Origin of the sequence: Anabaena sp. WFMT, from assembly GCF_051781005.1 — a bacterium.
In the GTDB taxonomy this organism is placed as follows: Bacteria; Cyanobacteriota; Cyanobacteriia; order Cyanobacteriales; family Nostocaceae; genus Anabaena.
In genome coordinates, this window is sequence record NZ_JBPWOA010000032.1 from 72,122 (window position 1) to 95,802 (window position 23,681).

At 40.1% G+C, this 23,681-nt stretch carries 17 protein-coding genes and 1 pseudogene; 7 read left to right on the plus strand and 11 right to left on the minus strand.

Going from position 1 to position 23,681, the window contains the following annotated elements; all coding sequences use genetic code 11:
- Positions 1-100 precede the first annotated feature (100 nt).
- From ACSQ6I_RS20490 to rpe, 3 genes are all read right to left on the minus strand, one after another.
- Positions 101-430, minus strand: coding sequence for a hypothetical protein (locus ACSQ6I_RS20490; protein WP_438892136.1), 330 nt, complete (start codon positions 428-430; stop codon positions 101-103).
- A gap of 814 nt (positions 431-1,244) precedes the next feature.
- Positions 1,245-1,817, minus strand: a complete 573-nt coding sequence (locus ACSQ6I_RS20495) for a Uma2 family endonuclease (protein ID WP_438892137.1) — start codon at positions 1,815-1,817, stop codon at positions 1,245-1,247.
- A 142-nt stretch (positions 1,818-1,959) separates the two neighbouring features.
- A complete protein-coding gene (gene rpe, locus ACSQ6I_RS20500; RefSeq protein ID WP_042465865.1) occupies positions 1,960-2,667 on the minus strand; it encodes a ribulose-phosphate 3-epimerase in 708 nt (235 codons plus the stop codon).
- Positions 2,668-2,776: 109 nt separating this feature from the next.
- Here rpe and ACSQ6I_RS20505 point away from each other — a divergent pair, with 109 nt between their 5' ends.
- The gene (locus tag ACSQ6I_RS20505; protein ID WP_438892138.1) at positions 2,777-4,366 is read left to right on the plus strand and encodes a S8 family serine peptidase; all 1,590 of its coding nucleotides are present in this window, start codon (positions 2,777-2,779) and stop codon (positions 4,364-4,366) included.
- Between the two features lie 164 nt (positions 4,367-4,530).
- Here ACSQ6I_RS20505 and ACSQ6I_RS20510 read toward each other — a convergent pair whose 3' ends face one another.
- The 6 genes from ACSQ6I_RS20510 to ACSQ6I_RS20535 form a co-directional block, all read right to left on the minus strand.
- Complete coding sequence (locus ACSQ6I_RS20510) at positions 4,531-4,911, minus strand: response regulator transcription factor (RefSeq protein WP_438892139.1); 381 nt, start codon at positions 4,909-4,911, stop codon at positions 4,531-4,533.
- Positions 4,912-5,019: 108 nt separating this feature from the next.
- Positions 5,020-8,385: a PAS domain S-box protein gene (locus tag ACSQ6I_RS20515; RefSeq protein WP_438892141.1), complete on the minus strand. Its 3,366-nt coding sequence runs from the start codon at positions 8,383-8,385 to the stop codon at positions 5,020-5,022.
- A gap of 326 nt (positions 8,386-8,711) precedes the next feature.
- Complete coding sequence (locus ACSQ6I_RS20520; RefSeq protein ID WP_438892142.1) at positions 8,712-10,112, minus strand: hypothetical protein; 1,401 nt, start codon at positions 10,110-10,112, stop codon at positions 8,712-8,714.
- Between the two features lie 389 nt (positions 10,113-10,501).
- Positions 10,502-13,438 carry a response regulator gene (locus ACSQ6I_RS20525; protein WP_438892143.1) on the minus strand — a complete coding sequence of 979 codons (2,937 nt, stop codon included), beginning with the start codon at positions 13,436-13,438 and terminating at the stop codon, positions 10,502-10,504.
- A gap of 59 nt (positions 13,439-13,497) precedes the next feature.
- Positions 13,498-15,483, minus strand: coding sequence for an ATP-binding protein (locus tag ACSQ6I_RS20530; RefSeq protein ID WP_438892144.1), 1,986 nt, complete (start codon positions 15,481-15,483; stop codon positions 13,498-13,500).
- Positions 15,470-15,823 (minus strand): hypothetical protein, encoded by a 354-nt coding sequence (locus ACSQ6I_RS20535; protein WP_438892145.1) that lies wholly within the window; start codon positions 15,821-15,823, stop codon positions 15,470-15,472. Before ACSQ6I_RS20535 ends, ACSQ6I_RS20530 begins: the two co-directional genes overlap by 14 nt.
- A 526-nt stretch (positions 15,824-16,349) precedes the next feature.
- Here ACSQ6I_RS20535 and ACSQ6I_RS20540 point away from each other — a divergent pair.
- Positions 16,350-16,562 (plus strand): proteinase inhibitor I4 serpin, encoded by a 213-nt coding sequence (locus ACSQ6I_RS20540; protein ID WP_438892146.1) that lies wholly within the window; start codon positions 16,350-16,352, stop codon positions 16,560-16,562.
- A 126-nt stretch (positions 16,563-16,688) separates the two neighbouring features.
- Here the strand turns inward: ACSQ6I_RS20540 and ACSQ6I_RS20545 are convergent, their stop codons facing one another.
- Complete coding sequence (locus ACSQ6I_RS20545) at positions 16,689-17,876, minus strand: AI-2E family transporter (RefSeq protein WP_438892147.1); 1,188 nt, start codon at positions 17,874-17,876, stop codon at positions 16,689-16,691.
- A 236-nt stretch (positions 17,877-18,112) separates the two neighbouring features.
- Between ACSQ6I_RS20545 and ACSQ6I_RS20550 the strand changes: the two genes are divergently transcribed.
- Both ACSQ6I_RS20550 and ACSQ6I_RS20555 read left to right on the plus strand, forming a co-directional pair.
- On the plus strand, positions 18,113-18,499 hold the full coding sequence (locus ACSQ6I_RS20550) for a hypothetical protein (RefSeq protein WP_438892326.1): 387 nt from the start codon (positions 18,113-18,115) through the stop codon (positions 18,497-18,499).
- 368 nt (positions 18,500-18,867) lie between these two features.
- Positions 18,868-20,283, plus strand: coding sequence for an LCP family protein (locus ACSQ6I_RS20555; RefSeq protein WP_438892149.1), 1,416 nt, complete (start codon positions 18,868-18,870; stop codon positions 20,281-20,283).
- Positions 20,284-20,407: 124 nt separating this feature from the next.
- On the opposite strand, the gene ACSQ6I_RS20560 is transcribed toward ACSQ6I_RS20555, so the two are convergent.
- The gene (locus ACSQ6I_RS20560; RefSeq protein WP_438892150.1) at positions 20,408-20,560 is read right to left on the minus strand and encodes a nicotinate phosphoribosyltransferase; all 153 of its coding nucleotides are present in this window, start codon (positions 20,558-20,560) and stop codon (positions 20,408-20,410) included.
- Between the two features lie 378 nt (positions 20,561-20,938).
- Here ACSQ6I_RS20560 and ACSQ6I_RS20565 point away from each other — a divergent pair, with 378 nt between their 5' ends.
- The 3 genes and pseudogenes from ACSQ6I_RS20565 to ACSQ6I_RS20575 all read left to right on the plus strand — a co-directional run bounded on the left by ACSQ6I_RS20565 (position 20,939) and on the right by ACSQ6I_RS20575 (position 23,663).
- The gene (locus ACSQ6I_RS20565) at positions 20,939-22,348 is read left to right on the plus strand and encodes a nicotinate phosphoribosyltransferase (protein ID WP_438892152.1); all 1,410 of its coding nucleotides are present in this window, start codon (positions 20,939-20,941) and stop codon (positions 22,346-22,348) included.
- A 4-nt stretch (positions 22,349-22,352) separates the two neighbouring features.
- Positions 22,353-22,992, plus strand: a pseudogene (locus ACSQ6I_RS20570) (nicotinate-nucleotide adenylyltransferase).
- Entirely contained in the window at positions 22,917-23,663 is a 747-nt protein-coding gene (locus ACSQ6I_RS20575; protein WP_438892153.1) for an NUDIX hydrolase, read from the plus strand. The pseudogene ACSQ6I_RS20570 and the gene ACSQ6I_RS20575 overlap by 76 nt, the downstream one beginning before the upstream one ends.
- The last annotated feature ends 18 nt before the right edge of the window (positions 23,664-23,681 follow it).

Genomic DNA, 23,681 nt, shown 5'->3' on the forward strand with positions numbered 1-23,681 from the left:
ATAATTAAGCGTGTGTCAATATATCCCCATCAGAGACTCACACAAATGGTAAGTCTCATAAGGGAGAATATGAAGCGAAATCAAGCTTCAAAAATATACTTTAGACAGCTAACTTCAACTGTTGAGATAGTTGTTGTTGAATTAAGTTAATGACTTCTGGACTCCATTTGAGAACTCGACTACTGAAGTCTGCAAACTGCTTACCTTTAATGGTGGGTTCCCATTGCCAATAATGCTTGTGCTGGTAATTCGTATCTTCCAGTATTTCATTAACACGACGAGGAGTCCATTTTTCTCCAGTCCTTTGACTAAGATGGTAGGCTATCTCTGTAACAGTGAGAGATTTCTGGGGAAGTGCTTGGTTAATGAGTCCCAAGTCTACGTTGACTGTGATTTCTAGAAGTGGTTGAAGATTGCCAATTTGTGCCATAATAAAAACGACTCCTATTTACTGCAAGGGGTTGGATTACCTGATCTGGACAATCAGGAAATAAATTTTTGCTTGTATAAAGATGTCAGCAAAGCTCCGCAAAAGCTAGGCTGACATTTAATCTATGGACGTTAAATAAAAAGCTTTCACATCCATGCTTAAGTCTTGCACTAAAACTGGATGTTGTCAAGAGTATACCCGAACTGAGTATATCATATCAAGAGTAATTTGTCAACTATAAATAAATTATTTGTGATTTGATTCCGACTCTTTTGAGAAAACAAATTTTATCTTGGTATAAAACCTAAAAGTCATACAGGGCAAGAATTAATCGCATTGGTTGAGTAAAAGATATAACAACCGCAACACCAACCATTAATTCTATTGTTGTCCCCCAAAAGCTGCCCGTTCTAGGGTCTATCTGTTGGCAGACAGCAGATGCTTAGGGACTTCCAAGAAATACATGATCCCGATTAACGTTCGCGTAGCGCATACCGCAGAGGTGCAGAGGACACAGAGGAATAAGAGTTTGAGAGACTTTTCTCGTTAGGTGGTTGAGTGCTTTTTTATTTGGAAGTCCCTTATCAGTTTACTCCAAAACAAATGCTAAATCGCTATGTACGAAGTTTATTTTGCTATTCCATATAAGTGGACTTTGCTTGTGCAGATACGATTTATACTCAAAAAGGCTTAATCATTTGATTCTATAGGTAGGGGGTTTAGCACTGCTAAACCCCTACACATCTGGGGTTTTCGTAAATTCTTCAAAAATCCATGTCCCAACGACGTTTAGTATATATTTTGTCGTCATTACTTACCCAGGAAAAACCTTAGATAAATCCAAAACTATATCAGGGAAAGAAGGCAATTTAACAAACTCATTAGGTAATAAAATCAACTTACGACGATAATCAAAATTACCTTGGGAATCTTGATTATCGTCGTAACACTCTAAACGATTATTTATTAAATTAAAAATCCAATAATCAGAAATACCTGCTTCTGCATATAAAGGTAATTTTATTTCTTGATCATATTTCAAAGTAGAATTAGAAATTTCAATTAAAACTAAAATATCAGATGGTGTGGGATGATCTATGAAATAGTCATCAGCACGATTACGGAGAATTGCTAAATCCGGTTCTGGTTCACTGTTTGGAGGTATAGATATAGGATCTTGATTTTGTAAAGTTGCGCGATTACCTAGTAATTGTGTTAACTCTCTGATTAATCGTCTATTGAAGGTTGAATGTGATTTACCTTTTGCAGCCATTTGAATTATTTCACCTTTGATTAACTCAACTCGCTCATCTTCTCTAAAGAAGCCGAGTTCCGCTAGACGGTGATATTCAGCTATAGTGAAGCGTTTAGCAGTAACTACAGTCATAAAAGTTACATAATTACAGAGCTATCTATATATTAACTCTTCCTCAAACTCTGAAAGTCCAGTTCTTAATAGTTAATAAAATAAATCCCCGACTTTTCAAAGAAATCGAGGATCTAGGTTTTACTTAATTACCAGGATTAAATTAAACTGCTGCTAATTCTGGTGTGGGACGCTTGCTGTTGCGGATACTGCTAATAGCCTCAGCATAATCTGGAGCATTAAACACAGCAGAACCAGCTACAATAGCATTAGCTCCTGCTTCCAAAACTTGCCAAGTGTTATTGGCTTTGAGTCCCCCATCAACTTCAATCCAAGGATCTAAACCGCGTTCATCACACATTTGACGCAGTTGACGAATTTTAGGAACTACACCAGGAATAAAGCTTTGTCCACCAAAACCGGGGTTAACGCTCATAATCAGCACTAAATCACACAGTTCCAGCACATATTCAATTAGTTCTAAAGGTGTACCGGGGTTAAGTACAACTCCAGCTTTTTTACCGAGTTCCTTGATTTGTCCCAAAGTGCGGTGTAAGTGAGGTGAAGCGTTATGTTCAGCGTGTACAGAAATAATATCAGCACCAGCTTTAGCAAAACCTTCCACATATTTTTCTGGTTCCACAATCATCAAGTGGACATCCAGAGGTTTGGTTGTAATGGGACGAATCGCCTCCACAACCAGAGGACCTATTGTAATATTAGGTACAAAACGTCCATCCATTACATCAACGTGAATCCAATCTGCTCCTGCTTTGTCTACGGCGCGAATGTCATCACCTAACCGACTAAAATCGGCTGATAGGATAGATGGAGAGATAACTATAGGCTTTTTAGATGGGTTTTGGGTCATGGCTGGTGGGTTTTTAAGCATATTCGTCTGTAGGCATTGTAACAAAATATGGAGTTTTTGGAAATTGGGGATTGGGGATCGGGGACAACTGACTATTAACTATTGAACAATGAACAAATTTTGGATAATTTGCGGTTTGGGTGTATCTTGTTTGAGTTTGCCGGTATTGGCTGCTGTCAAGTTTGGTAGTTCTCTAGAAAGTAGTGGAATTGATGCGCTCAAACTACACAAACCTCCTTACAATTTAACTGGTCGCAAGATTGCCATTGGTCAGGTAGAAATTGGTCGTCCAGGGATGTTTGGCTTGGATAAAGCCGTGTCTAAAAATCGTGCTTTATCTCCAGTTGCTGTGTTTTTACGCAATGCACCAGCTAAATCAAATAGTGGTGTTGATCCCCATGCTTATAATGTTGCTGCGGTGATGGTGAGTAAAGATAAAGCCTGGAGGGGAGTTGCTCCAGATGCGAGGCTATATTCTTCTGCTGTGGGTTCTACAAAGAATATGGGTCAACCAGAGGAGTGTTTATCAGCACAACATATAGCGCTGCAAAATAGTGGTGATGTTCGCGCTATTAACTTTAGTTTTGGTGAACCTTTGAATCGTGATCCCAGAGCAGAAGCTGTTTTGGATGGAAAAGCTTTACTAACGTTGTGTATTGACTGGTCTACGAGAGTTCATAATGTCGTGTATGCGATCGCAGGTAATCAAGGCAAAGGCGGGATTCCCATCCCTACAGACAATTTTAACGGAGTTAACGTTGCTTTTTCATCCCGAAGAGAGGGGATTTTTAATAAAGTTGATGTTTCTAATCTAGCAGGCAATAATCAAGGTGTGAGCGATCGCTTAGTGGGGAAAGAGATTAATATTGGTGGCAGGCGATCTATAGGTTTAGTTGCTCCTGGTAGTAATATTCCTTTACTCAATCCAGATGGTAAGTTGAACAAGTCTACAGGTTCAAGTTTTGCAGCACCCCACGTTACAGCTACTGTTGCTTTATTACAAGAATTTGCTGACCGACAAATACGCACGAATCTACCAAATTGGAGCATTGATTCTCGACATCATCAGGTGATGAAAGCTGTATTATTAAATTCAGCCGATAAAATCCAAGATAGCGGTGATGGTTTACGGTTAGGAATGACGAAGACGTTAATTGATAAACAAAATCAAGATTGGCTAGTTTCTGATGCTTATCAAAATCCTTCTATTCCTTTAGATGCTCAAATGGGAACAGGACATTTAAATGCATTTCGTGCTTATCAACAATTTCTTCCTGGTCAATGGCAACCCTCAGCACCTGTTCCCTCTATTGGTTGGGATTATAACACAATTAATGCTGCATCATCTGTAGAATATGCTTTAGCAAAACCTTTAAAACAAAATAGTTTTGTAGCTGTTACCTTAACTTGGGATAGATTAGTTGAATTAGCAGATAAAAATAATAATCAACAATATGATGTAGATGAAAGTTTTATAGATAGGGGATTAAATAACCTCGACCTTTATCTAGTCAAAGCAGACGACCTAAAATCAGAAATTGCGGCTTGTTCTTCCATGAGTGCAATTGATAATGTTGAGCATATTTTTTGTCCAGTTCCTGCTACAGGTAATTATAAAATTCGTGTGCAGTTTCAACAACAAGTGAATGAAAAAATTCAGCCTTACAGTTTAGCTTGGTGGACAGTTCCGGTCAAGTAGTAAACTATCAGGATATTCATTTAAAGAAAATAGAAACCCAATTTGGTGCTAGTCAAAATTGATGATATAGCAGCATTCAAAGTATTTATAAAATCAACTGTATACCTTACGAGAGTCTTAGGTATTGATAGAACTGAGACACCAAAAGACTTTCAACCCTCTCATCAACAAAATCCCAGCACCTGCTTTGATTTTTCAAGTACTTCTTTGGGACGAAATGGTTTAGTCAGATATAGATCAGCACCAACATCAATTCCTTTTTGTTTATCAAATTCCTGTCCCTTAGCTGTCAACATCACGATGTAGATGTCAGTCATTTGCAATTCGTGTTTAACGATTTGGCAGACTTCCAGTCCACTCATTTTAGGCATCATCACATCGAGAAAAACTAAGTTTGGTTTTTCGGTTTTAATAGTTTCGAGAGCCTCTTCGCCATTTCTGGCAGTTAGAAGTTCAACCCCTTCGTCTTCTAATTCTTCTAGGGCTTGTTCCAACAAAATTACAATATTAGGTTCATCGTCAACAATCAGAATTTTCTGGATCATATGATTTTGGATTTTAGATTTTGGATGAGAATAATTTGTAAGAATTGAGGAGACGCTACGCTATCGGTTCAGAATGCTTGTAATTATGCTTTACTAATCCGCATAATATTACCGATCAGAGAGCATAATAAAGACCACATTTTCTAGCTCCTTTTCAAAGCGTAGAGCTTTGACCAAATCGGCTTCTTGAGAGAAGATAGAATCAATGATGATCATATCAGGTTTAGCAGACCGAGCTTTACGAATACATTCTTGAGGATTAGAAGCTTCAATCACACTGTATCCCTGAGTTTGGAGAACATCAGATATAGTTTTTAAAGTCGAAGCATTTTTATCAACAACCAATACCTTTTTACTAGAAGTACCTTGGGAGAGCAGAGAGCCAATTTCGCCTAGAAGTTTCTCTGTATTGATAGGTTTAGTCAGATAGCGATCAATACCGATGTGATAGCCACGTTCCTTGTCTTCAATAATAGACAACATGATAATCGGAATATCTGCGGTTTGAGGATCATTTTTGAGAACGGCTGCCACATCAAAGCCATTGATTTGAGGCATCATCACATCAAGGAGAATCAGATCAGGACGGGATGTTTTAATCTGATGAATTGCATCGACACCGTCTTTAGCTTCCCGGACATTGTAACCTTCATTTTCGAGTTGTTGACGGAGTAATTCTCGAATGTTGAGATCATCATCAACGACCAGAATGGTTTTACGGTTTTCGTTTTGGACAGTATTTTTGGTAATGACATGATCTTTAAGTTGTTTGACAAGAGTATCTAAATTCAGACTGGAACTAGCTTGTTGTTGGCTGGTATGGGTGGGAACAATAAACGAGAATGTGCTGCCTTTGTTGAGTTCACTTTCTACCCAAATTCTGCCGCCGTGATGGTCGATGATTTGTTTGCAGATTGGTAGTCCTAACCCTGTGCCTTTGGGTTTATCGGTGAGGGTGTCACCAACTTGGCGGAATTTCTCGAAGACTTTCGGCTGGTCTTCTGGGGTGATGCCAACGCCTGTGTCAATAATACTGATGCAAACACCTTCCGGCTCTTGTTTGACACGGCAGGTGACAGCACCTGATGCGGTGAATTTAACGGCATTGGAAATCAGGTTGATGAGGACTTGGAGTAGTCGATTGCGATCGCCTATTATTTGTGGTAATCCTGGTTCAATTTCGCTGACTAATTTCAGTCCATTGGTTTCAAATAACCCGGCTGTGGACTTGGTTGCCCAATCGAGTAATTCGCTGGGGTCTAGGGGCTGCATTTGCCATTCCACTTTCCCTGCTTCCATTTTGGCGATGTCTAAGACATCGTTTATCAATGATGTGAGTCTTTCTGCTTCGGAGACGATGATGTTGAGGTTGTCGCTGACTCGTTTGATGGTTTTTTGTAGTTTGCGGTCTTCGGTTGACAGCATGGGGAAGACATTGGTTTCTAGCTTTTCTTTGATGATGGAGGCAAAACCGAGGACTGATGTTAGTGGTGTCCTGAGTTCGTGGGACACTGTGGAGATGAAGTCGGTTTTCATTTTGTCTATTTCTTTTTCCGCTGTTACATCCCGTATTAGCAATGCAGAACCAAAGCAAACAGTGGGTTCATTGGCTACTGTTCTTTTGAAGACTGCGGTTGCTACTGCCTGCCCAATGCGTTCCCTATCCAGTGCAACTTCGGCTGCAAATACCTCTCCAGGATAGGCTTGAGTTCGTTCCACTAGTTCTGCTAAACCGGATATCGGCAGTTCCTGGTAATGTCCATTGATGGCGGTGGCTGGCAATCCATACATGGCTAAAAAGGCAGGATTAAAGTGAGTAATAAGTCCGGTGGTATCTACCACCAATAAACCATCCGCTAAGTTATCCAAAATAGCATTTAAACCCTGTGCTTCTGCTAGGGTATTTTGCAGGGCGGCTGTCCTTTCTATAACTCTGGCTTCCAGTTCTTGATTTAGTTGCCGTATAGCGATTTCTGCTTGTTTGCGAGCAGTAATATCGGTATTGATTTCTAGGGTGGCGCATGGTTGACCAGATAAATCTCGTTGCACCGTCCAACGACTCTGAACAATAATAGGTACACCATCGCGGGTTGTGTGTTGCAATTCTCCTTCCCAGATACCTTGTTGCCAACACTCTGCATGGATTTCGTCTAGGGATTTGGGAAAGATTGTCTGTAGCAGGTTGTGACTGGTAATTTGGTTTTTCACTTCCTTACTACTCCAGCCATAGAGCCGTTCTGCACCTTGACTCCAGTGGGTGATGTTGTCAGCAAAGTCGCGGACTATTACGGCATCGCTGGAATGATTTAACATATCTAAGAGACGTTGATTTTCGGCTTCTGCCAACTTGCGATCATGAATATCGGTGCAGGTGCCAATCCATTCTCGGATGTTGCCATCGTCTCCTAAAACGGGCGCACCACAAACAAAAAAGTGGCGATATGAGCCATCTTTGTCACGAATTCGGTATTCAACTTCATAGAGACTGCGGTTTGCTACAGCTAGACTCCAGATTTGACCTGTGCGATCGCGATCATCAGGGTGAACGGCATTAATCCAGCCCCAGTCTTGAACTTCGGCTTCACTCTGACCCGTGTACGCTATCCAAGTAAGCATTTCACGGCTCACTGCCAGTCCTTCAGGAGTACTCACCCAGACAATTTGTGAGCTGGCAGTTACCAGAGAGCGAAACCGTTCTTCGCTTTGTTGTAGAGTTTGTTCTGCCAACTTGCGATCATGAATATCGGTGCAGGTGCCAATCCATTCTCGGATGCTGCCGTCTTCTGCTAGGACGGGCGCACCACAAACAAAGAAGTGGCGGTAAAAGCCGTCTTTGCTAAGAATTCGATATTCAACTTCATAGAGACTGCGGTTTGCTACAGCTAGACTCCAGATTTGACCTGTGCGATCGCGATCGTCAGGATGAACGGCATTAATCCATCCCCCATTCTCAGCTTCAGCCAAACTTTGACCTGTATAGGCTATCCAGCTTGCTAGTTCAAAGCAAATTCCTTCAGATGTCGATACCCAAACAATTTGTGTGGTAGCTGTCACTAAGGATCGGTATCTTGCTTCGCTTTGTTTGAGAATTTTTTCGGCATATTGGCGTTCTTGCTGGGCGCGTTGGAGGCTACTTAAGTTTTCTACACTAGACCAGATTAAGCGATCGCCATCCTTCTCAATCATCATTCCAGAAATCCTGACCGGAACTAGATGCCCATCTTTATGGATATATTCTTTTTCATAAGGTCCATATCGACCAGTTTGCTCTAAGTTCTCTAGCATTGCTCGCTCGGTAGCGGCATAATTTTCAGGAGTGATTTGCCAGTAGCTGAGATTCAGAGTTTCGGGAATAGTCCGCCCCAAAATTTCAGCATAAGCGGAATTGATATTAATTAGCGTTCCATCTGTTCGACTGAGTATAAGACCAATCGGACATTGTTCAAATAGCTGGTGATTAATTATATTATTCATCAATTTGCCTAGACATGATAAAGATTTTCCATAGCAATTTTAGATTTTGGCTGCACGCCTGATATCACATCATCGGGTAATACCAAATTAAGATGAAGTTGCATATCATTAAGATTTTAAGGTAAGCATTCAGGATACAAAATGTTTGATATAGCAGGGAACTCTTAACAGTCAGGGGGAGAAATTTCCTTCTTCCTTCTTTGTTCCTCCTGACTCCTGACTCCTGACTCCTGACTCCTTACATTTTAAGAATAATTGACCGTATTTATCTACGGATGATGATTATTCTGTGCAACCTCACATAAAATTGGTATAAGTCATTAAGTTTATTTCAAATAGAGAAAGAAATGAGCAATTAAAGTATTCCTTTCATAGGAGAGGAAATAAAGATGTACAAGATTTGGATTTTCCTGATCTTTATGCATTACGACACCGTCCAGTGCTAGACGATGATGATCTATCCATTTATCTTTTGAATCTAGTAGAACACTGAAATAAGGGCTTTTATCTGGATGAAACTTTGTTAAATCTTCGTAGCTTTGATAAAAAGGAGGTATACCAATTCCCATTGGCATATACAAGCCTTTTGGATAGTCTTTAACAGATAGTGTAGGTAGATTTTGGAGGTTGATACCACTGATGAGTAATTTATTTTTTTCCCCGGTTTTTTTATCTCCTAGTATCAACTCTATTTCCTGTAAATTTTCTTGAACACCAACAGGTTTAATATTTCTTAAAACAGCTTTTTCAAATTTACCTATTCTCCAATATTCATTTTTCCAAGGCTTATTTGAATCATAATATCCTGGTGGTCGAAAACTTGCAAACTCAATTTTATTATCTCCGCTATAGATATCGCTCCAAGTCCTTAAGTTGGTTGCTAGTGTAGTCCTTATTTTCCGACTTTGCTCTCCAGATGCAATGATCTTTTCATCCATTGGGAATTGGGCAACGATTTCTTTTTCATCGACCACATTTCTCAGTAAATTAGCATTTATGACTGTACCGCTAGGATCTTGCCAGTGTTCTAATTTCCACCAATGCTTCCAATAAGACATATTATTATTCTTTTCAAAGACATTTTTATAATGTCCCATTGGGAAGGTAAACCAACTTTGATAATAAAGTGTTTTATTATCATCCTCTTTATTAAAAATCAGAATTTCCCAAAATCCTGCATTTAAGCAATTATTAGCCAAAGCAATTTCTACAATATTTTGCTTTTCAAAACCATCTCCTCCAGTAATTTCTATATTTTTAGAATTTGCAGGAAAGCTAATTTGCTGTCTGTTCCACTCCCGGTCTGTAAAGGCAATTACTTCTAAACCTTGATCTTTTTTCACCCATTCTGGTGCTTTAGGAACTAATAAATTTAAATCAACATTTTTGATAACTATCTTTGCTGTTTTTTCATTGGTTGGCTCTAATACAAAATCAAAGTTATTTTCATCTTTTTTGATAATTGTTAATTTTCGTTGAGAATATCTTTGAAAATTTTTGCCTAATGGAGCAGGATTCGCTGGATATTCCGCATTAGAAAATTCTTTGAGTTTAACTATCATTTGATCATCAAAATCATATCTGGATTTAAACCAGAAAGCTGTAATTCCAAGTAAACCAAGAAATAGGAGAAAAGTAGCCAATAAACTCTTCTTATTGACAACTTTTAAATTAAATTTGTCTGGGAAAATGCTTATTTTTTTGAGTTTTGATAAATGGTTGTTCATTTGTTTTATTACTCTAAACATCTATGAAATTGATTTATCGAAGGCAGGAGGGAAACTGACCCCTAACGTCAGCTGCAACCAAAGGGAGAAAGGGTTTAAAAACCCCACTGAAAAGAGTTTCAGTGGCTTCAAATCAGTCGGGGATTCAGACCCGCCACTGATTTATTCTGACTTCTGAATTCTGAATTCTTCTTCAAATGGCTTACGCCACACTATCAGCAAGCCCTACTTAATATTTATTTTATAAATAGGCTCTAAACTCCACTGTGGTGGAAGCATCCAGTTGGTGAATATATACAATTGCTGGAAATTTAGATTTTAGATTTACAAGAGGAAAATGTGAAGTGTGTAATATGAAATTTAATATTTCATTATCTGGCCTTCTCACATTACCGATCAGAGAGCATAATAAAGACCACATTTTCTAGCTCCTTTTCAAAGCGTAGAGCTTTGACCAAATCGGCTTCTTGAGAGAAAATAGAATCAATAATGATCATATCAGGTTTAGCAGACCGAGCTTTACGAATACATTCTTGAGGGTTAGAAGCTTCAATCACACTGTATCCCTGAGTTTGGAGAACATCAGATATAGTCTTTAAAGTCGAAGCATTTTTATCAACAACCAATACCTTTTTACTAGAAGTACCTTGGGAGAGCAGAGAGCCAATTTCGCCTAGAAGTTTCTCTGTATTGATAGGTTTAGTCAGATAGCGATCAATACCGATGTGATAGCCACGTTCCTTGTCTTCAATAATAGACAACATGATAATCGGAATATCTGCGGTCTGAGGGTCATTTTTGAGAACGGCTGCCACATCAAAACCATTGATTTGAGGCATCATCACATCGAGGAGAATCAGATCAGGACGGGATGTTTTAATCTGATGAATTGCATCGACACCGTCTTTAGCTTCCCGGACATTGTAACCTTCATTTTCGAGTTGTTGACGGAGTAATTCTCGAATGTTGAGATCATCATCAACGACCAGAATGGTTTTACGGTTTTCGTTTTGGACAGTATTTTTGGTAATGACATGATCTTTAAGTTGTTTGACAAGAGTATCTAAATTCAGACTGGAACTAGCTTGTTGTTGGCTGGTATGGGTGGGAACAATAAACGAGAATGTGCTGCCTTTGTTGAGTTCACTTTCTACCCAAATTCTGCCGCCGTGATGGTCGATGATTTGTTTGCAGATTGGTAGTCCTAACCCTGTGCCTTTGGGTTTATCGGTGAGGGTGTCACCAACTTGGCGGAATTTCTCGAAGACTTTCGGCTGGTCTTCTGGGGTGATGCCAACGCCTGTGTCAATAATACTGATGCAAACACCTTCCGGCTCTTGTTTGACACGGCAGGTGACAGCACCTGATGCGGTGAATTTCACGGCATTGGAAATCAGGTTGATGAGGACTTGGAGTAGTCGATTGCGATCGCCTATGATTTGTGGTAGTCCTGGTTCAATTTCGCTGACTAATTTTAGTCCATTGGTTTCAAATAACCCGGCTGTGGACTTGGTTGCCCAATCGAGTAATTCGCTGGGGTCTAGGGGCTGCATTTGCCATTCCACTTTCCCTGCTTCCATTTTGGCGATGTCTAAGACATCGTTTATCAATGATGTGAGTCTTTCTGCTTCGGAGACGATGATGTTGAGGTTGTCGCTGACTCGTTTGATGGTTTTTTGTAGTTTGCGGTCTTCGGTTGACAGCATGGGAAAGACATTGGTTTCTAGCTTTTCTTTGATGATGGAGGCAAAACCGAGGACTGATGTTAGTGGTGTCCTGAGTTCGTGGGAAACTGTGGAGATGAAGTCGGTTTTCATTTTGTCTATTTCTTTTTCCGCTGTTACATCCCGAATGAGGATGACTGAGCCTAGCCACACCGCATCCTCATTCCCAGATGCTTTTTTGAAAATTGTAGTGGCTAGAGCTTGACCGATCTTGCCTTCTGCTAGATCCACCTCAGCGGTGAAGATTTTTTGTGGCTGCTTGCGGGTCTGTTGTACTAAATTGGCGATTTCAGCTTGAGAAATTGCTCGACAGTCTTTTCCTTTGAGGTCAATGTCTCCCAGTTGGAACATTTTTAGCAAAGCTGGGTTAAAGCGTGTGATTTCTCCGATAGTGTTGGTTACAAGTAACCCATCTGCTAGATTGTCAATAATAGCGGTCAGGTCAGCGAATGTTGATTGCAGTTCTGTGTCTGTCTGTTGCCGTCGTAATCGGGATATGGTTAATAACCATGCTCCTACCCCGATTAACCCACTTAAAACAATGTATAAAAGTAGGAGTTGCTTAAAGGATCTCTGCGATCGCGCATTCAACACAACAGAAGGAACATGAGTCAATATTTTCCAGCGGTAAGATTTGGCATCCACCTTGCCTTGACTGGAATCGAAAGCACGGGTCGCCCCTGTACTAGATTTAGCCCCCTGCACTGCCAGTAGCGGATACAGGGTTTTAAAGGTGAATAACCCATCAGTTGTTTGTAATTGTCCTGACTCCTGGGTGCTGATTTGCTGCCAGATATGAGGGTAAGCTTTGGCAAAAGTCTGGTCTTTACGGTCTTCGTACATGAAGCCCCACTCATTTTCTGGCTTTGAACCCTTTAGCCAATAACCATCAGCATTGAGTAGCAACGTTTCACCTAAAGTTGTCGAGTTTTCTTTTTTCAAGTTGTAGATGAACTTTTCACCCAGATAGTTAAGCACAACAACTCCTCGTTTCTGCCCCTGGGCATCAAATACAGGTGTGCCAAACCGGATCATCGGCTTAAGTGGTTGTTCAATCTGGCCTCGCTCAATATTGAGATCCAGCGGTGAAATAAAGACCTCTCCTGATTTGAGGGGAATAGTGTCTTTAAAGTAGTAACGTTTTGCCTGGACTTGCAGTTTTTCTTCAGGGACAACACTGGACTGACCTTTGTTAAAGTTGACTCTGACAACTTCTTTACCAGTTACGTCCAGAAAACGAATCTGGTCGTAGAGTTGCTTGTGCTGAGAAATGGCAAGATACTCTTTAGCGATCGCTTGTTTCAATTCCAGTATTTCAGTTGGACTTACAGCTTGGTTGAGCATTGACTGTAGCTCATTCTGAGTAGCCAGAAACATCAAGTCAGACTTGACCAAATTGAAGTCACTGGCAGCCGTTTTCGCTTGCAAGTCAACGTTACGGGTTTCGTTGATGGAGATTGCAACCCATTCAGCTTTACTTTCTGCTTGGTGAATAATTCGCAGCACACCCCCAAGCAGGACAGACAACGGTAAAAAGGTGATCAGGAATTGCTTGAGAATTCCTGGATGAGCGATTTTGAGGAATTGAGAGTTTCTTAACATAAGAGATTTCTATAGGTGTTGTTGTGAAAACGTGAACTCGATTCGATATTGAGATTTATTTATTGGTCAATATGAGTAGGGTTAGGAGTAGGGAGGTAAGTCAACAAGGTGGCATAAAGCTTTAATGAAATTGGGTACTGTTGGAACATTTGATAAATTTGCTCAGGTGATGAAGTGCTAACATCTGTTTTTTGCTGTAAAAGTCGCCGGATCAATTGAGCATGACGTATAAGTAAATCCGTTGGTTTGAGTATTGGAGTTGTTGAAGAAAAGAATCCTTCTGCATCAGGAGTGGGGGATAATTCGTTAGTAATAGGTAGTGAAGTCTCTATTTTCGGATCTGATGCGGAAATAGAGACTTCATGCTCTTGAACACTGGCTCTCACTGCACAATTCACTGGAATCTGAATCCAGAATTCTGTCCCTTCACCCGGTTGAGAACGACACTTGAGAATTCCTCGGTGTCTCTCCACAACAATTTGGTGGCTGATGGCCATGCCTAACCCTGTTCCTTTGCCTACTTCTTTTGTAGTGAAGAAGGGGTCGTACATTCGGTGCAATACCTCTTCTTTCATACCCAGTCCGTTATCGGCAATGCGAATTACCACCCACTGCTGGTCGAGGACTTCTGTCAGAATCGTGATTTGAGGAGTAGTACGTATTGCTCCATTCTCCATTTCTGCCTCCAGGGCATCAATCGCATTAGACAGGATGTTCATAAACACCTGATTTAACTGTCCGGGGTAGCATTCAATCAGGGGAAGTTTTGCATAGTCTTTAACGATTTCAATTTCCGAACTGCAAATAGCTGCTTTGAGACGATGGCGAAGAATCATCAGTGTGCCATCAATACCATCATGGATGTTGACGGTTTTCATTTGGGCTTCGTCATGGCGGGAGAAATTTTTCAGAGATTGGACAATTTCCACAATGCGATCAGTACCCAACTTCATCGAATCCAGCAGTTTTGGTAGATCCTGGATAATAAATTCTAAATCTATAGTTTCTAACTCTGATTGCAAATCTAAAGGAGCAACAGGTAAAAATTGCTGATAGTCTTGTAGCAAACTTAACAAGTTTTTGGCGTATTCGGCAACATATCTTAAATTGCCGCAAATGAAGTTTAGTGGGTTATTGATTTCGTGGGCAACTCCAGCCACAAGTTGTCCTAAACTTGACATTTTTTCGCTTTGGATCAACCTGGTTTGTGCCATTTGCAACTCACGTAGAGTTTGCTGAAGCTTTTCTGTTTGGGCTTTTGCTTCAACAGCCGCTTGACAACTTTGCTGGTAAAGTAAAGCTTTTTCAATGGCGATCGCACTTTGTGAGGCAAAGATACTCACTAGTTTGAGGTGTTCTGCTTTGTATGCGTCGGGTTTGATTGTGCCAATAGCGATCGCTCCCAGTACCCGCGCCTTGGCTCTCAATGGTACACAAATCAAAGAATTCATGTTGTTGTTCTGCCCTCCTAATCGCGGATCAGCTTGCACATCATTGATGAGTTCTGCCCGACCGGATTGCACAACATGGCCAATAATTCCCTGACCCGGTTTCGGCCGACTATGAACAAAAAACACTCCAAATTCGGCAATAATTTCAAATGCAGTTGCATCTGAATTGAGCAGCAGGATCATCCCCGCAGATGATTCAATCAATTGACTCATTTCCTGAAGTACAAGTTGGGCAATCTGTTGTGTATCCAAACTTGTGGTGAGTTGAGTTGAGATATCCTCAAACAAATCAATTTCCTGGTATCTTTCCAGCAATTCTTTAGCGAGTTCTTTCTTGTCTGCTTCTTGTTTTGCCAGAACCGAGAGTAAAGCCACCACTAGGGTTGCCTGTTTTCCCCCAACAACCCAACCGATTATTTCTCCTGACACCTCGATTGGATATCTGTTGTTCGCAATTTGCTCCCCGATGCTCATCAGTTTAGTGCCGTCTACCAGTTCAATATCAATGGCAATATTCAACTGGTTTACTAAGTCCTGAAGGAGAGACAATAACTCTTTTTTGTGAAGAATTTTCTTAAGGCTAACTGTGGACATGAAACACCTCATTGAGAACAGTTTGCAAATTGACCGTATTCAAACCAACTGGGCTATGATTTTCATGTGTCACGCCTACTACTAAGTTTCGCAATGACATTTTTTCACTTTGTCGCAGTTGCAGCTGTGCATTTTCTAGAAAAATAGCGGCTTGAGTGCAAACTAGGTTGAGGATTTCGAGGCGTAAGCTTTGCCCGTCGCAGATATGGATTGTCAATGCTTTTGTAGACTGTTTGATGGCAACCGGGAATTGTTCAGCATAGTGAACTGCTTGATTTACCATACTCCTTTGTAGAAAGAAGCTACATCTAGCATCTGCAAAAAAGATAGAAATTGTCATAAAAATATAGGAATATATTCATTTACTATATAGACTAGGTTTCCCAAAAATATTTATGGATTAACTACGTACTTTTACTAATTTTGATTATTTAAATAAGGTGATCTAAAGCTCTCCTAAGCAAGAATTATCATTAATTTTACCAGATGTTTTTGTTCTCTGTTCCCTAACTCCACTAAAGAATTTAATTGTGTCCCCATAAGTAGGTGGTTGAGAAAATTTACAACTATGTCATTGCGTATCCCTCGTCGTCACGCAAGCTATAGCCATATGTAACGAAGTGGAGTAAAGCGATCGCCAGGTTTTCAACATTTTTACTTTTCTTTACATACAGCAACCAATTTATAAATTTTAGGTTCTTAACCGAGCAGTATTGAATTGTGTCCAAGTACTTATACTTCCTGAATATCCGTTACTAAAACTGTAACCATCAGCTGGTGATCTGCTAGTAAATGCGATAGTGAAAATCTGACATATCAGGAGCGTCTAACTTGATTGACAGCTGAAAAAATAAATGAGGTAGCAGATGAACGGACAGAAGTTTAATGCTGTACAGGAAAATTTTTTACAAAGACGTTACGCGGTTAATTTGGGTAGACGCTACGTTTTAGCAGCAGCCAGTGTTGTACTGTTGAGTGTATTAGGCTATTCTCAAGTCGATAGTAATAACAATTTCATCACTAAATCTCGTCTAGCTGATACAGAGTCTCAATTTAACAAAGACAAAAATTTCTTCTGATGTTTTTTGTTTCTGCCTCCTGCCTTTCAATTTTGAAGTTGCAATTTTAAATTTTAGATTTTGAATTGAACAATCTAAAATTCTCCTGTCTGTTGTTTTCTACCTGCTGGCACTAGGGTAGAGTTTCTATGGTTTATGCCAAGCTACACTATCAGAAATACTGAGAGAATTTGTAGGTTCAGCTTTTGCAGATTCTTCTGATGTTATGGGTGCAACTATTTCCCCAGGAGAGGAGTTTTCTGTATCATTATGAATAATGATCGGAGGACGGACGGCGCTAATCACTGTTTTGATGACAACAGCACAGGGAACCGCTACAATTACGCCCAAAAGCCCGCCAATTCTCGCTCCAGTCAATACAGAGATGAGAATCCAAACCGGATTTAAACCTGTAAAACTGCCTAAAATCCGGGGTGCAATGATATTTTCGAGAATTTGCTGGACTATGACTGCGGCTAATAAGACTCTTGTACCCATCCAAAAATCTTGGAGGCATACTAATAAGGTTGTCATAGCGATGCCCACAGAACCACCAAAGGGAATGAGAGCCATGATGCCAATAGTTAAGCCAAATAACAACCCATAAGGTACTTTTAACCACAAAAAGGTGGGAATGAGGGCCGAAGCCATACAGGTGGATAAAATTAACTGGGTGATAAAAAAGTTTTGAAAGCTCAGACGTACTGTTCGGGAAAAAGGGTCACGAAATTTAGCAGGTAGCCATTCTACTAAGCTTTGCCAGAGTTCACCGCCATGCTGCAATAGATAAAAGGTCAAAACCATTGTCAGCAGGATGTCTAGCAGGCTGGTAAAGGTGACTACGGCTAGATTTAAAACTTGCCCAGCGATCGCTTGCAATTGTCCCTTGACGCGATCGTTAATTTGCACGACGATCGCATCGAGATTAATTGGTAAGCCCATAGTCTCGGCTTTTTCGTTTAAAATCATTAACTGCGATCGCCCGGAGTCAATCAACTCTGGTAAGCGGGCTACCAGCTGTTGGGCTTGGGCGAGTGCTAGAGGAAAGAGGGTGACACCCAGCGCCAATAAAATGGATAAAGCTAATAAAAATACTAAGATAGCAACTTGTTCTCGTCTCGCGCCGTGGCGTTCCATCCAACTCACCGGGTAGTTGAGCAGAAATGCCAAAACAGAGGCTCCAACTAAAATAGCTATCAAAGAGTGGAAGTAATTGAAAATTGCCAATATAGCCCAACCATTGAGAACTAATAGGGGAGCGAATAGTGCGATCGCCCCGATTCGAGCTATTGGTGTAAATTTTTGCCACCAGTCAAGTAGCTTGCGTGTCTGCATTTTCAGATGATTGGGTATAGAACTAAGGTAAATTCTTCTTTACAGACTATTATCTCTAACTAAATGAGTCTTATTTAAGTAGGTGGGCAGAATAACACCAAACTGTGTAAAGAAAAGTAAACAAGGCTAAAACCCTTTTTCCCCCTGCTCCCTGCTCCCTGCTCCCTGCCTTATCCCAACGACAATTTTTAACGCCAACCCGCTTATTCCTCTAGTTTATGATTAGACCAACCACAATGGACAATCTACCACCAATTGACAATTACCCAACGCCTGACGAGAAGGTTGCCTCGAAAAGATTACTGCTTCTATATTTGATTCCAGTGCTGGGATTTTTCCCCTCCCTCTGGACTCTCTATCACCGTCAGGGCAACCGGGAACAACTAGCCGTTAGTCGTCTGTCCATTACTTTGGGTTTCACATGGATGTTAGGGTACTTATTTTTCACAACTGGGGCAGGAACTTCTGATTTTTTGACACTACGTTTTTTGATTCTTAACAGTTTTTTCACATCAGGTTATTTTTTGCTGAGTATTTGGTTAATTTTGCGTATCATTCAAGGTAAGTCTTACCGATTACCAGGATTGAGCAGTTTGTCCCAGCGAATACTGCGTAAGTACTAGTACAACGAGGCCAGAAAGAAACTGAATCAGCTTTTAAACTTTTTTCACTGGATAGTTATTTTTGCCATACTCTACTAGATTTTGAATTTTTTTAAGTGATTAGCTAGTCATGGTTTTTACGAAAATTACTGCTCTTGACAGTTAATCTAACAAGGCATATGGTCAAATGTGGTTTATTATTGCCATACTTCCAGAAACATCTCCGGATTAGCAACAAATAAATAGAAATCCGGGTATAGGTCTTGTAGTATCTACCTGAGGAAAAAAGTCAGCACTATTAATTAAGATTTATCTGTCATAGTCTGATTTATTTACATATATTGAGTCGGCAAATTTACGGTATTTTATCAGTCAGTGTGAGGGAATCTGTGACTAGTCAAAGAACATCAGCAGAAGATAAAAAATCAGCCAAAGCCAAATCCAGAGCCAAAAACTATCGTAAGTCCAAATCTGGGCGGTGGCTATGGTTTGCTGTGGGTATGGGTGGAATTGCATTGGTGTCAGGTATGGCAGGGGCATTGTTGGCGGTTTCTTGGGAGAGTACACCATTGCAGCAAGCCCAGTTGAGTGCCAAGGAAGCTGCGGTGTTTGATGGCGATCGCATTTCCGGTGATGGATTCCAATTTTCTCAATTAACTCGCCCTGTCAATATTCTCGTTATGGGTATGAGCGTACTACCCCCAGATGTCCAAAACCCACCTAGTGAAACCAAAGAACTCAGGTATCTGCCCCAAGTAAATTCCTTTGATGGTCTTGCTGATGTTATGCTTTTGCTCAAATTTGATCCAGAGAGCAAAAAAATAGTCATGCTTTCCGTTCCCAGAGATACCCGCACAGAAGTTGAAGGGTATGGCGTGAAAAAAATTAACGCTGCTAACGTTGATGGTGGTCCAGCTTTAACTGCTAAAACCGTCAGCAATCTCTTGGGTGGAGTGGGAATTGATCGTTATGTCCGCATTAACGTTTTAGGCGTTGGCAAACTGATTGATGCCTTGGGTGGGGTAACAGTTTATGTTCCCAAGGATATGAAATATCAGGATGATTCCCAGCATTTATATATTAATTTAAAAGCAGGTAAACAACATCTTGACGGTAATCAAGCATTACAATTACTCCGTTTTCGTCATGATGAACTAGGAGATATTGGCCGAATTCAGCGCCAGCAGATGGTATTACGTGCCTTAATTGAACAAACTCTCAACCCCACTACACTCACCCAATTACCCCAAATTCTTAATGTAGTTAAAGATAATATCGATACTAATTTAACAATTGAAGAATTAGTTGCATTAGTTGGTTTTGGCTCACGGACTAATCGTTCTAATATGCAAATGTTAATGTTGCCTGGTCGTTTTAGTGAAAGAAGTGAGTATGAAGCTAGTTATTGGTTGCCAAATAAAACTGCTATTACCAAAGTCATGGTTCAAAACTTCGGTTTAGAATCTACATCCCTCGAATCACAAATAACTGAACCAGCACGTTTACGCATCGCAATTCAAGATAGTACAGGTGGCGATTACTCTCAAATCAGCCCCTTAATTAAAGGATTGGAAAAAGCGGGTTATCGTAATGTCTTCATCTCTAAACCTTGGGGTGAACCTCTAGAAATTACTCACATTGTCGCTCAACAAGGAGATAGTGACAGTGCCGAATCAATTCGTAATACCTTAGGATTTGGTGAAGTCCGAGTAGAAAGCACTGGTAATATCGGCTCAGATATCAGTATCCAGATAGGTAAAGACTGGTTACAAAACAAAGCTATTTTTGAGAATCTTAGTAGGTAATGGTTAATCGGTAATGGGTAATGGGTAAACACCAATTATCTTTAACAATAAAAAGGCGTGGGATTTTTTCTCACGCCTTTATTTTTATTGCTTCTAAAAATCTTAATTATTACTAAGTCTTTACCTACCAAGATTCTGCTCTCCCTTTTTTATAAGGATCACCTGTAAAAGGTTGGAAACCAATCACAGGATAGGCATCATCATTAGGAGAAAAAATCCGCATTGCTGCTTCAGAGATAAACTGAGCCATACTAGCAAGTATTCTGGAGATAGCCATAATATTGAAACTCCTTTTTTATTCGCTATAAACTGCGATATCTATACTTTAGTTCTGTTATTATCTGATTGCTCATATTTGCAATATATTGACAAGTTATGCAATGATTTTTTAGATATATTTGCAATACTTTATCTTATCGAGAAGTCAAAATTATCCCTTCGATTCTAATTGTAACTGCAAAGAAGGAATAGAGTTTTTCTCAAGTCTAATTATTGTGAATCACCATTAAAAAATATGAATTAATAGCTAGTTATATATTACTCTCCCTGTAAAAATAGGGATTTTGGGCATCTTTTACTTTTAATCCGTTCTACCCTTGACATTAATTATGGTAAGTTCTACCATAATAAAAGCAGCACTTGGGGAAGCTCTCAGATGACAACCTTTCCAGATGTGGATTACGGACAGAAAAGCTACCAAAACCCAGAATTGAATCTCAGTGTTGAGGATTATAGCTTGCTGACTGATCTTTACCAGCTAACAATGGCAGCTTGTTACACAGGTGAAGGTATAGAACAAAAACGAGCCAGTTTTGAATTATTTGTGAGACGCTTACCCGAAGATTTTGGCTATTTAATAGCTATGGGTTTGGCGCAAGCTTTAGAATATTTGACTAAATTCCGCTTTAATTCCGCGCAAATTACCGCTTTGCAGGCAACGGGAATTTTTACCCATGCACCTGAGCGTTTTTGGTCATTATTAACAGAGGGCGCTTTTACTGGTGATGTGTGGGCAGTACCAGAAGGCACAGCAGTATTTGCCAATGAGCCATTATTAAGGATAGAAGCACCTTTATGGCAAGCGCAGTTAGTAGAAACTTATCTTTTAAATACCCTTAATTACCAAACTTTAATTGCTACCAGAGCCGCAAGATTGCGTGATATTGCGGGGGAGAAGGCAACACTTTTAGAATTTGGTACGAGAAGAGCTTTTAGTCCTCAAGCCTCTTTGTGGGCAGCACGGGCAGCAATGGCGGGAGGTTTAGATGCCACTTCTAATGTGTTAGCAGCACTACAGCTAGGGCAAAAACCAAGTGGGACAATGGCACACGCTTTAGTTATGGCTTTGTCTGCTTTAGAAGGAAGTGAAGAACAGGCGTTTACTGCATTTCATCAATATTTTCCTGGTGCGCCATTATTAATTGATACTTATGATACAGTTGCTGCGGCACAAAGATTGGCTGAAAAGGTAAATTCCGGGGAAATGACATTAAGTGGGGTGAGGTTAGATTCTGGGGATTTAGTTAGCTTATCAAAAGCAGTGCGATCGCTCTTACCAGATATATCCATCTTCGCAAGTGGTGATTTGGATGAATGGGAGATTCAGCGACTTCAAAAAGAAGGTGCAGAAATTGATGGTTATGGACTAGGAACTAAATTAGTCACAGGTTCACCCGTGAATGGAGTTTATAAACTCGTAGATATTGATGGCATTCCCGTTATGAAAATGTCTAGTGGTAAATTTACTTATCCAGGACGTAAGCAGATTTGGCGCTCATTTGCCGGAGGTAAGTTACAGGTAGATAAACTGGGATTATTAGCTGAAAATTCGGTTTCAGCACAACCTTTATTGCAGTTGGTAATGAAAGAAGGTCAACAATTGCAACCATCTGAAAGTTTAGCAACAATTCGCCAACGTACCTCCGCATCAGTTGCTAGTTTACCGGAGGAAACCAGACGTTTGGAAAATCCGGTTTCTGTCCAAGTTGATATTTCTCCAAGCTTACAGGAGTTGACTGAGGAAACGAAAAAGAGAACTACAAAGAATGCAAAGGTTGCAAAGTAAAATTATGCAAATCGCTTTATTTGGTACTAGTGCAGATCCTCCAACTGCTGGACATCAGAAAATTCTCAAGTGGTTGTCTGAGAGTTATGATTGGGTTGCGGTTTGGGCTGCTGATAATCCGTTTAAGTCACAGCAAACGCCTTTATCTCATCGGGCTGCTATGTTACAATTGCTAATAACAGATATAAATACACCCAGGCAGAATATAACTTTAGAACAAGAATTGAGTAGCTGGAGAACACTAGAAACAGTAGAAAAAGCAAAACTGCGTTGGGGTGATGATGCTGAATACACTTTGGTAATTGGTTCAGATTTAGTGCATCAATTACCACGGTGGTATCATGTTGAGGATTTGTTACAAAAAGTACAACTGTTGGTAATTCCCCGGCCTGGTTATGTAATAGATGATTTTAGTTTGGAGGGAGTTAGGCAGTTAGGAGGGAAAATTGCGATCGCCAGTTTAACCGGTTTAGATGTCTCCTCCACGGCTTTTCGTGAACAAAAAGATCCTGACACCCTCACACCCCATGTCGTTGCTTATATTCATCAACAGCATTTGTACGTTTAGATGCCAGAACGCAACCATAAAAAGAATTCAAATCAGATCAATCAACAACCTTTGGCTGATTTCAAAGTCGGTGTAGATAATGTAATTTTTTCTGTAGATACTGCCCAAAATCGTCTATTAGTGCTGTTAATAATGCGACAGCAAGAACCATTTTTAAATCATTGGAGTCTTCCCGGTACTTTGGTACGTCAAGGGGAATCTTTGGAAGATGCAGCTTATCGCATTATGGCAGAAAAAATTAAAGTCAATAATCTCTATCTCGAACAACTTTATACTTTTGGGGGGCCAAATCGTGATCCAAGAGAAAAGATTGATAGCTATGGTGTGCGTTATTTATCAGTTAGTTATTTTGCTTTAGTTCGATTTGAAGAAGCAGAATTAATTGCCGATAAGGTGGCAGGGATTGCTTGGTATCCAGTTAAACAAATACCCCAGTTAGCATTTGATCATAATGAAATCATCAGTTATGGACACGGAAGACTAAAAAATAAATTGGAATATAGTCCGGTTGCTTTTGATGTTTTGCCAGAAACGTTTACTTTGAATGATTTATATCAGTTGTATACTACTGTTTTGGGGGAAAATTTCTCAGATTATTCTAATTTTCGAGCGCGTTTACTTAAGTTGGGTTTTTTATGCGATACGGGAATTAAGGTTTCTAGGGGTGCGGGTCGTCCGGCAAGTTTATATAAGTTTGATGCTGACGCTTTTGCACCTTTTAAGGATAAGCCTTTGGTGTTTATTTAATTCAAAGTTAGAATATTA

Excerpts from the sequence above, each read along its gene's own strand:
- ACSQ6I_RS20490 (WP_438892136.1), bottom strand. The coding sequence starts at position 430 with ATGGCACAAATTGGCAATCTTCAACCACTTCTAGAAATCACAGTCAAC.
- ACSQ6I_RS20495 (WP_438892137.1), bottom strand. The coding sequence starts at position 1,817 with ATGACTGTAGTTACTGCTAAACGCTTCACTATAGCTGAATATCACCGT.
- rpe (WP_042465865.1), bottom strand. The coding sequence starts at position 2,667 with ATGACCCAAAACCCATCTAAAAAGCCTATAGTTATCTCTCCATCTATC.
- ACSQ6I_RS20505 (WP_438892138.1), top strand. The coding sequence starts at position 2,777 with ATGAACAAATTTTGGATAATTTGCGGTTTGGGTGTATCTTGTTTGAGT.
- ACSQ6I_RS20510 (WP_438892139.1), bottom strand. The coding sequence starts at position 4,911 with ATGATCCAGAAAATTCTGATTGTTGACGATGAACCTAATATTGTAATT.
- ACSQ6I_RS20515 (WP_438892141.1), bottom strand. The coding sequence starts at position 8,385 with ATGAATAATATAATTAATCACCAGCTATTTGAACAATGTCCGATTGGT.
- ACSQ6I_RS20520 (WP_438892142.1), bottom strand. The coding sequence starts at position 10,112 with ATGAACAACCATTTATCAAAACTCAAAAAAATAAGCATTTTCCCAGAC.
- ACSQ6I_RS20525 (WP_438892143.1), bottom strand. The coding sequence starts at position 13,438 with ATGTTAAGAAACTCTCAATTCCTCAAAATCGCTCATCCAGGAATTCTC.
- ACSQ6I_RS20530 (WP_438892144.1), bottom strand. The coding sequence starts at position 15,483 with ATGTCCACAGTTAGCCTTAAGAAAATTCTTCACAAAAAAGAGTTATTG.
- ACSQ6I_RS20535 (WP_438892145.1), bottom strand. The coding sequence starts at position 15,823 with ATGACAATTTCTATCTTTTTTGCAGATGCTAGATGTAGCTTCTTTCTA.
- ACSQ6I_RS20540 (WP_438892146.1), top strand. The coding sequence starts at position 16,350 with ATGAACGGACAGAAGTTTAATGCTGTACAGGAAAATTTTTTACAAAGA.
- ACSQ6I_RS20545 (WP_438892147.1), bottom strand. The coding sequence starts at position 17,876 with ATGCAGACACGCAAGCTACTTGACTGGTGGCAAAAATTTACACCAATA.
- ACSQ6I_RS20550 (WP_438892326.1), top strand. The coding sequence starts at position 18,113 with ATGGACAATCTACCACCAATTGACAATTACCCAACGCCTGACGAGAAG.
- ACSQ6I_RS20560 (WP_438892150.1), bottom strand. The coding sequence starts at position 20,560 with ATGGCTATCTCCAGAATACTTGCTAGTATGGCTCAGTTTATCTCTGAA.
- ACSQ6I_RS20565 (WP_438892152.1), top strand. The coding sequence starts at position 20,939 with ATGACAACCTTTCCAGATGTGGATTACGGACAGAAAAGCTACCAAAAC.
- ACSQ6I_RS20575 (WP_438892153.1), top strand. The coding sequence starts at position 22,917 with ATGCCAGAACGCAACCATAAAAAGAATTCAAATCAGATCAATCAACAA.